Genomic DNA, 6,885 nt, shown 5'->3' on the forward strand with positions numbered 1-6,885 from the left:
CCCCTACAACCGTCTCGCCCGAACCAAGGGCGAATGTTCACTCGGCTGTATGAATGTGACAGCCTATTGGAGGAGCAAGTCGTGAGCGCAGCAACACCGGAACATATTTTGCAAGTTGGTTTGGGCTTTTGGGCATCGAAAACGCTCTTAAGTGCTGTCGAGCTAGGCGTATTTAGCACTTTGGCCGATGCCCCCGCCGATCTGCCGACGCTTCAAAGAAAGCTTGCACTGCATCAGCGATCATCCCGTGACTTCCTCGATGCGCTGGTGGCACTCAAGTTCCTTGAGCGCGAGAACGGTATCTATAGCAACGCCGCAGACACGGACCGGTTTCTCGATCGAGCCAAGCCATCCTATATTGGCGGGATCCTAGAGATGGCGAATGCCCGGCTCTATGGTTTCTGGGGCTCGCTCACGGAGGCCCTGCGCACCGGTGAAGTGCAGAGCGAGAGCAAGGGTGGTGGAGAAAACATCTTTGCGGCATTGTATGCCGATCCGGATCGGCTGCGGGGGTTTCTGCGCGCGATGAGTGGAATAAGTGCGGGTGCGGCCAACGCCATCGCCGCCAACTTCCCATGGAGTGACCAGAAGACCTTCATGGATCTTGGTTCAGCTCAGGGTATGGTACCCGCCACTCTCGCCCGCGCCCATCCCCACCTCACCGGCATCGGCTTCGACCTTCCTGCAGTCAAGCCCGTCTTCGAGGACTTTATTGCTCACAGTGGGGTAACTGACCGAGTGCGGTTTCAGGGCGGAAATTTCTTCGAGGACCCTCTGCCGAAAGTTGACGTCATCGTTATGGGTCACATCCTCCATGATTGGGACCTTGCCCAGAAAAAGGCGCTTCTCGGCAAGGCATTTGACGCTCTTCCGAAAGGCGGCGCAGTTATCGTTTATGATGCCATCATCGATGATGATCGCCGCGAAAATGCCTTCGGTCTCATGATGAGCTTGAATATGCTGATCGAAACTGTTGGTGGGTTTGACTATACCGGAGAAGACTGTCAGGCATGGATGCGCGAAGTCGGATTTTCGAAAACGCGAGTCGAACCGCTTGTTGGCGCGGATTCGATGGTTATCGGATTAAAGTAGCTTATCCAGGCGCGCGGATTGCCGATCGAACACGTCACATGGTGCAATGACGCGGAACGCCAGTCCGGTCAAGCAGCGGTGCGCCACACCGAAAAGGTCTACACGCATCAGACGCTCGGCGATTGGGGTCAACGATCAACTACACCAAGCATATGTGGTTGAGCTCGAGCTAAATAACAAACTGCGGGCTGACGCAGAAAAGACGCAAGCGCGACGCGGGTTTCCTGCTCCCCAGAAACGTTTTTGCAAATGATAAGGCAAGCGTTTTCGTCCGCCGCTGAGGTCGGGTCGGTCGCGACGGTCGCCGGGTGCTGTCGCAATGTCGCGCAATCGCCGAGGCGACTGGTGAGCTGGAACCCATTGCGGATCAGGCGGCCTGCGCTGTTTGACAAAAGGGGAGAGGCTTCTGTTCACCTAAATTGCGTTCAGTGCAGAATAGTACGCGCGGGCTCACGACAACTCTCTGATGAGCTTGAGCCTGATTGCGCGGGCATAATCCCGGAACGTTTTTATTTCCATTACGAAGCTGTTTGACCCCATGATCACCTTGTTATTGTAGTAGTCGGCAAGGCCGGTTTCTTCGTCCGATATCACCAACCCATTTATGGTGACACCCATTTGCTCTGAACGGCGGCGGGCCTGCTCTAGAGAGATTGGTGTTCTCCGCTTGGGAGAAGATATAGTTTCCGCGCCGTCGCCGGAAATATCGATAATCAGTCTGCGCGCGCACGATCGCGATTGCGTAAGCAAGTCGAGCCCGGTCCAGATGCCAGACCCTATGCCCGTGTTCCCAAAGACGACGCGCTGGTTGTATTCGATTTCCTGAATGAACTCTTCTGGCGGCCCAACTCCGTCCATATCGACCCAGTCGATCACCTGTGAAGAGAATTCATCATCTCCCCAAAAGACTACTGCAACCGACACACCACCTGCAGCCCGGATCACCGACAGAACCGACGCATCATTGAACGCGGCAACCATCGCGGACTTTTGAAATTCATATTCCTCGTCGGTGATACTTCCAGATCCGTCCACCGCCAGAACCAGTGCTGTCTCCGGGCAGGCTTGTGTCGGTGACCTCATAAGCACGACGATGAAAACCGTCGCTGCGAAAAGCAGTGCCCTTTGCATTGGTCCGTCCCCTGGATCCGCCGACTGAGAACGGTAGCACGCAACTAGAAGGAATACTCTCACCCAAAGGGATGGGAGAGCCAGACGAAAATGAGTACTTGGCGGCGCGCTCGCTAAGCCCATCTGTCGCCGGTTATCGGTTCCGTCAGATAGCTTGTCATTGAATAATCTCGCTAGTTCGAAGGTCTATGAACTTTGCTCAGACGGTCGGCCTGCCGGGACGAAAAACAGCCGGCCGGAATATTTTGCGGACGCGATGTCGAACACGTCCAGACGTTCATTTTCGTCGAGGGCCTGCCGCAGCCGCGCATCGACGATGTCCTCGCGCATCCTGTCAAGGACAACACGAGGATCCTTTCTGCTTTGCAACATACTCACGATCGTCTCACATCCGGGCGATGTCGTCACGGGATGGACGGCGTGGTATCGTCGCCTTGTCTCGGACCTGCTTCTGGCTCCCCTTTGCCTGGTTTCCCCTGAGCTTGCGCCTTGTCGAGGAAATGCTGCTCGAGGAAATGATCCGGCGAGGAGGAGATGGTGATTTCCATCGCGAGCCCTGGCTTTTATGTGTCGTTGATCAAGATGGCTATGTTCTCGTTAAGACTGTCGTGCTTATCTTCCAGCAACATACGCTATGTGTTCTACTCAGCTGGCCAGGGGGGTCGGCCGAGATGGACATCGCAGCCTGCGACCGAAGAAGTGCAAGATCAGTGGGAGTACATTCTTGCAACCGAGCATTTCCACCCCGCAACGATCAATGAGGTTCGTGCGATATGTCACGACAGAGAAGGTGCCGTCCAGGATGATGCAACTTATTCACGCCTCGAGGACGCCGCTGCCTTAGCCGCTCCAACAGGACCAACGCAAGCTTGCTACCAATCCACGAGAGGATTCTCCATGAAAATAGCGGTGTTCAGCGCTCAAACCTACGACAAGCGCTTTTTGGACGAAGCGAACCTCCGTCAATCGGAGCCCTTCGAGCTGCGTTATCAGCAAGCTGCCTTGTCCTTGCAAACGGTGGCCTTCGCACAGGGCTGCGATGCCATATGCGTTTTCGTTAACGATCTGTTGGATGCACCTGTCCTCGATGCCCTGAAAAGGCTCGGTGTGAGGGGGATATTTTTGCGTTGCGCGGGCTTCAACAATGTCGATCTCGATGCAGCCCATGAGCTTGGCTTCCTCGTGGCACGCGTCCCTGCTTATTCCCCGGAGGCCGTCGCCGAGTACACGATAGCGCTCATCATGACACTCAACCGGCAAACCCATCGTGCCTACAACCGCGTTCGCGAGGGTAATTTCATGCTCGACGGCTTGTTGGGCATGACGCTTCACGAAAAGACGTTCGGCATTATCGGTACGGGCAAAATCGGGCTTGCTGTCGCGAAAATCGCAAATGGCTTTGGTTGCAAAGTACTGGGCTACGATCCCGTGGCATCTCCGGAATTTGCAACTTTAGGCGAAATGGTGGAAATGAATACCCTGTTGGCACGCGCCGATATCGTCACTCTCCATTGCCCGCTCGTTGAAGACAACCGACACCTGATCAATGCAGAAAAACTGCATTTGATGAAACCAGGGGCAATGTTGATCAATACATCGCGTGGAGCATTGATCGATACGCGCGCGGTCATTGCGGCACTCAAATCCCGCCGCCTGGGCGCGCTTGCTATCGATGTCTACGAAGAGGAAGGTCCTCTTTTCTTTCAAGACAGATCCTCTGACATCATTGCCGACGATGTCTTTCAACGGCTTATGACTTTCCCCAATGTGTTGGTGACGGGGCATCAGGGCTTTTTCACCATTGAAGCCATGCGCGAGATTGCCGGTGTCACGTTTGAAAACCTGAATTGCCTGGCCAACGGGACAGACTGTCCCAACATCGTCGCGAGGCCGTGATTTCTTTTTCTCCCTAAGAACCAGGACAAGCCGATGTGGCAACAAACATACAATCCATTGGGACATCTCTACCTCTCGGCCTTGGTCGCAGCGCTTCCGATCCTTTTCTTCCTCGTCGCGTTGACTTTCCTGAAGCTCAAGGGATTGACTGCTGCGATCGCCACGTTGGCGCTATCCATCGCCGTGGCTTTCCTTGCCTTCCATATGCCACTGGAAAAGATCCTCGGGGCGGCCATCTTTGGCATGCTTGGCGGCCTGTGGCCGATCGGCTATATCGTTCTCATGGCCGTCTGGCTGTACAGGCTGGCAGTCAAAAGCGGCAAGTTCGACGTCATTCGCGCAAGCATCGCAACGATATCGGATGATCAACGCATTCAGGTCATTCTGATTGCCTTCTGCTTTGGTGCTTTTCTTGAGGGTGCGGCTGGATTTGGCGTGCCCATCGCCATCTGCGCGGCGCTACTCGTGGAGTTGGGCTTCAAACCTATCAAAGCAGCGATGCTCTGCCTCATCGCGAACGCAGCCTCCGGGGCCTACGGCGCGATCGGGATTCCCGTCTTGGTCGGTGCTCAGCAGGGTGGAGTCGATCTTTCGGACATGTCGGTGATGATGATCGCGATAGTTCAACTATCCACGCTGTTCGTGCCACTGTTGCTGATACTCGTTCTCGACGGCCTTCGCGGCGTCAGAGAAACCTGGCCTGTGTTGCTCCTGATCGGTTTACTATTCAGCGGTCTTCAAGCCCTCACATTGTACTTCATTGGGCCGGAACTCACCGATATTGTGGCCCCGTTGGCATCGATGGGTGCGCTCGCCTTGTTTATGCAGTTCTGGCAACCGAGGCAGATTTACCGAGAGACTGGCGCGCCGCCCGTATCGGCTCAACGCTGGTCGCTCCAGGAGGTGATTGCGGCGTGGTCGCCCTTCTACATACTAACGGCCGTCATTCTCTTATGGAGTGTGCCGCGCTTTAAAGACCTCTTTGCGGGTGATGGTCCTCTCGCGGCCACAGTCCTGAAACTGCCGATCCCTTTTTTGCATATGCGGGTGGAGGAGCTGCCGCCCATCGCAACTTCGGTTCATGCTCTGCCTGCTGTGTGGAACGTGGCTCTGATCAGCGCACCTGGAACCGCCATTCTGCTCGCCGTAATCCTCACCACCTTGTTTTCATCGAAATTGTCGGTGTCGGAATCATTCAACCAATTCAGGGCAGTTGTTCGTGATCTGTGGAGCCCGCTGACGATGATCTCTCTCATCATGGCAGTGGCGTATATTGCCAATTTCTCTGGAGCGTCCTCCAGTATCGGTCTGGGCCTGGCTGAAAGCGGACGGATTTTTCCGCTGGTTGCGCCAGTTATCGGCTGGCTTGGCGTGTTCATCACCGGCTCTGTCGTCAACAGCAACACCCTCTTTGCCCATCTGCAATCGGTTACAGCTACTCAAATCGGGACAAGCCAATCCTTGTTGGTGGCCGCCAATACCAGCGGCGGAGTGATGGCAAAACTGATCTCACCACAATCCATCGCCATAGCCGCGGCTTCAGTTGGCCAAGTTGGCCGAGAATCCGAGATCATGCGCACGACTTTACTCTACAGTTTAGCGCTTCTCGTCTACGTCTGCGTCTGGACATTCATGTTATCATTCATGGTTTGACGGCGGGGGGTGTATTTTGAAAATAACGAAGAAGCGGCTTGAGCTATTGCGCGAGCTCGAAGCGATCATCGGCAACGAATGCTATAACGGCAACATCCAGAATTGGGGGGCGAATGGCGTCTTCCATGGGGCCGGCCGTGAGTTTCGCTACCCGATTACGTTCATCGATGAAACGGAAGGCACCGTAAAGCGACGTGCCAATTACGACGATCTACCGAACAGCACTCAGGCGACCGGTCACTACAAATTCGGAAGCAATCAACTCCACATCATCTCAGCTTTGGACAAAGTTGTTTCGCGCCTCGAAGAAAAGTATGGGGTTAAATTCTAACCCGGCAGCGGCCGCTCACTGAGCCGTTGCATGGCGGAAGAGTGTGTCCCCCGAATTGGGGTCTCTCGCCATCTCTGACCGTCCAACAATGTCTATACTCGCCAACTATTTAGCTCTTTCACCCGTAACCACCACCTAGCAAAATGCCCGTCCGGCATTGCCGAATTGGAGATTGGTTCAGCGAGCGGGTGTCGGCGTCGAGATGCGTCGATACCCGAAATTCGAGAATGCTGAACTAAATTCGGGAGCACGCCACCAAGCAGAAATCGCATGAGCTTGATCTCTACTATGGAACTTCAGCATAGCGGATGATGCTCTGATTTTGTACGTTGGCGACTAACTCATCAGAACGAGACAAAAATCGGCGGAGCAAAGGTGAGGAATTTGAATCGTTGTAGCCTAAGGTGAGATCAATTGTCGGAGGCATACCCTCAAGTGCTCTAGCAACGACATTTGGCGTCAGCATATTTTGCGCATAAAGCGGAATAAGCGTAAGCGCCGTCTCCGCCCCATTGGATTGGCTATATTTTGAAGCTTGCTGCGTGTGCGAGAAGGTTTCCAGGACTAACTGGAGATTTGCATGGCAGAAGATGGATTTGTGGGTCGCTACGAAGTTGTCGAGCCGCGCCGGGGAAATCGGCGTTGGCCGGATGACGTTAAGGCTCGGATTGTAGCGGAAAGCTTTCAGCCCGGTGTTCGTGTTGTTGATGTTGCGCGTCGTCATGACGTTATAGCAAACCAACTTTCCAGTTGGCGGCGACAAGCACGAGATGGGGTTTTGG

Annotated in this window: 7 protein-coding genes and 1 pseudogene; 5 read left to right on the forward strand and 3 right to left on the reverse strand. The window is 54.6% G+C overall.

Translation table 11 applies throughout. The features are described from left to right. Positions 1-81: 81 nt before the first annotated feature. Positions 82-1,092, forward strand: a complete 1,011-nt coding sequence (locus AC1D2R_RS30840) for a methyltransferase (RefSeq protein WP_477973492.1) — start codon at positions 82-84, stop codon at positions 1,090-1,092. A 450-nt stretch (positions 1,093-1,542) separates the two neighbouring features. Here AC1D2R_RS30840 and AC1D2R_RS30845 read toward each other — a convergent pair whose 3' ends face one another. Both AC1D2R_RS30845 and AC1D2R_RS30850 read right to left on the reverse strand, forming a co-directional pair. Beyond that, positions 1,543-2,223 carry a DUF1194 domain-containing protein gene (locus tag AC1D2R_RS30845; RefSeq protein WP_477973494.1) on the reverse strand — a complete coding sequence of 227 codons (681 nt, stop codon included), beginning with the start codon at positions 2,221-2,223 and terminating at the stop codon, positions 1,543-1,545. Between the two features lie 404 nt (positions 2,224-2,627). Further along, entirely contained in the window at positions 2,628-2,771 is a 144-nt protein-coding gene (locus tag AC1D2R_RS30850) for a hypothetical protein (RefSeq protein WP_477973495.1), read from the reverse strand. A gap of 349 nt (positions 2,772-3,120) precedes the next feature. Between AC1D2R_RS30850 and AC1D2R_RS30855 the strand changes: the two genes are divergently transcribed. Genes AC1D2R_RS30855 through AC1D2R_RS30865 form a run of 3 tightly spaced genes read left to right on the forward strand, consistent with a single transcriptional unit; the run spans position 3,121 to position 6,103 of the window. Next, on the forward strand, positions 3,121-4,119 hold the full coding sequence (locus tag AC1D2R_RS30855; RefSeq protein WP_477973496.1) for a 2-hydroxyacid dehydrogenase: 999 nt from the start codon (positions 3,121-3,123) through the stop codon (positions 4,117-4,119). Between the two features lie 33 nt (positions 4,120-4,152). Next, positions 4,153-5,772 (forward strand): L-lactate permease, encoded by a 1,620-nt coding sequence (locus AC1D2R_RS30860; RefSeq protein WP_477973497.1) that lies wholly within the window; start codon positions 4,153-4,155, stop codon positions 5,770-5,772. A gap of 16 nt (positions 5,773-5,788) precedes the next feature. Beyond that, positions 5,789-6,103, forward strand: a complete 315-nt coding sequence (locus AC1D2R_RS30865) for a hypothetical protein (protein ID WP_477973498.1) — start codon at positions 5,789-5,791, stop codon at positions 6,101-6,103. A gap of 286 nt (positions 6,104-6,389) precedes the next feature. Here the strand turns inward: AC1D2R_RS30865 and AC1D2R_RS30870 are convergent. Continuing rightward, a pseudogene (locus AC1D2R_RS30870) lies at positions 6,390-6,599 on the reverse strand (LysR family transcriptional regulator); the annotation flags it as partial. An 84-nt stretch (positions 6,600-6,683) separates the two neighbouring features. Between AC1D2R_RS30870 and AC1D2R_RS30875 the strand changes: the two are divergent. After that, positions 6,684-6,885: transposase (locus AC1D2R_RS30875; RefSeq protein ID WP_477973499.1), on the forward strand; the 202-nt coding region annotated here is incomplete at its 3' end.

The sequence above is a fragment of the Rhizobium sp. P1_C7 genome, assembly GCF_056406295.1.

Excerpts from the sequence above, each read along its gene's own strand:
- AC1D2R_RS30860 (WP_477973497.1), top strand. The coding sequence starts at position 4,153 with ATGTGGCAACAAACATACAATCCATTGGGACATCTCTACCTCTCGGCC.
- AC1D2R_RS30855 (WP_477973496.1), top strand. The coding sequence starts at position 3,121 with ATGAAAATAGCGGTGTTCAGCGCTCAAACCTACGACAAGCGCTTTTTG.
- AC1D2R_RS30850 (WP_477973495.1), bottom strand. The coding sequence starts at position 2,771 with ATGGAAATCACCATCTCCTCCTCGCCGGATCATTTCCTCGAGCAGCAT.
- AC1D2R_RS30845 (WP_477973494.1), bottom strand. The coding sequence starts at position 2,223 with ATGCAAAGGGCACTGCTTTTCGCAGCGACGGTTTTCATCGTCGTGCTT.